This is a genomic window from Emticicia sp. (assembly GCF_049241225.1).
In the GTDB taxonomy this organism is placed as follows: domain Bacteria; phylum Bacteroidota; class Bacteroidia; order Cytophagales; family Spirosomataceae; genus Emticicia.
This window is the reverse complement of sequence record NZ_JBMLRC010000338.1, coordinates 1-1,381: the sequence shown is the minus strand read 5'-3', so window position 1 is coordinate 1,381 and position 1,381 is coordinate 1. Positions and strand designations below refer to the sequence as shown.

The 1,381-nt window shown below is 41.9% G+C and carries 1 protein-coding gene; it reads left to right on the top strand.

All coding sequences use genetic code 11. The features are described 5' to 3' along the window. Nucleotides 1-1,058: 3-oxoacid CoA-transferase (locus ACOVO2_RS17980; RefSeq protein ID WP_421771309.1), on the top strand; the 1,058-nt coding region annotated here is incomplete at its 5' end. Nucleotides 1,059-1,381: the final 323 nt, after the last annotated feature.

The following is a 1,381-nucleotide window of genomic DNA, read 5'->3' as shown; positions in this document are numbered from 1 at the left end:
AACTTTTACCACAAGGAACATTGGCCGAAGCCATTCGTGCGGGCGGTGCAGGAATCGGTGGATTTTACACACCCACTTCGGCAGGAACAAAAATTGCTGAAGGCCGAGAAACCAAAATCATTGATGGTGTAGAACAAGTTTTCATCAAAGGAATCAGAGGAAATGTAGCGTTTATTCGTGCGTGGCGAGCAGATACCGCAGGAAACCTGCAATACCGAATGACTGAAAATAATTTCAATAAAGCTATGGCTACCGCTGCTGATTTGGTCATTGCCGAAGTGGAGGAAATTGTTCCAGTCGGCGAAATTGCCCCTGAAAATGTCCATACACAGGGTTGTTTCGTAGATTATTTGGTACAAGCGACGCTTACGCTCGAAGATTTAGGCACATCGGCATCGGTTTCATCTTCTAAAAAAGTTGATGAAGTACGTATGAATATGGCGAAACGTGCCTTGGCCGAACTAAAAAAAGGCGATGTAGTAAACCTCGGCATCGGAATTCCAACATTGGTAGCCGATTTAATCACCGAAGAACATGGAATTATTCTTCATACCGAAAACGGAATGTTGGGCGTAGGACCAGTACCAACTGATGGTGGCGGAGCAATGAATTACCCAGTAAATGCAGGAAAAATTCCTGTAACACCCTTGCAAGGAAGTAGCTATTTTGATAGTGCCGAATCGTTTGCCATGATTCGTGGTGGACATATCGACGTGGCTATCATGGGCGGTTTAGAATGTGACGAAGCCGCAAATCTCGCAAACTGGGCAGTGCCAGGAAAACCGCTTTTGGGCGTTGGTGGAGCAATGGATTTAGCTAAAGGAGCAAAGCGATTGATTATCACTATGACACATACAAATTCTGACGGTTCGCCAAAAATCGTTCCTTCTTGTGTCTTGCCATTGACTGCTTCTGGAGTAGTAAGCATGATTATCACCGATTTGGCGGTTTTTGCGTATCCTGAAGGAAAACTAACTCTCATCGGATTAATGCCAAACGTAACTTTAGAAGAAGTAAAAGCTAAAACAAGTGCTAATTTTGAGATAAAGTTAGATTAATAATTAGTTTTAAGTACAAAGAACTATTTAATTGATAGTATTTTACCACAGAGGTACACGAAGTACAACACGGAGTTACACAAAGAAAAAATAGAAAAACTCTGGGCAATTCTGTGGCGACCGACGCTCGGTAAAAAAATATTATCAATTTAATTTTTACCATCACTTAGAGAAGTAAAATCCGTAAAAATCAGCGTTGGAACATCTGCGTTATCAGCGTGCCAAAAGTTATCGAATAATGAAAGAATCATACATAATAGATGCCATACGCACCCCAATTGGAAGTTTTGGTGGCAGTTTATCGCCAGTGCGTGCCGATGATT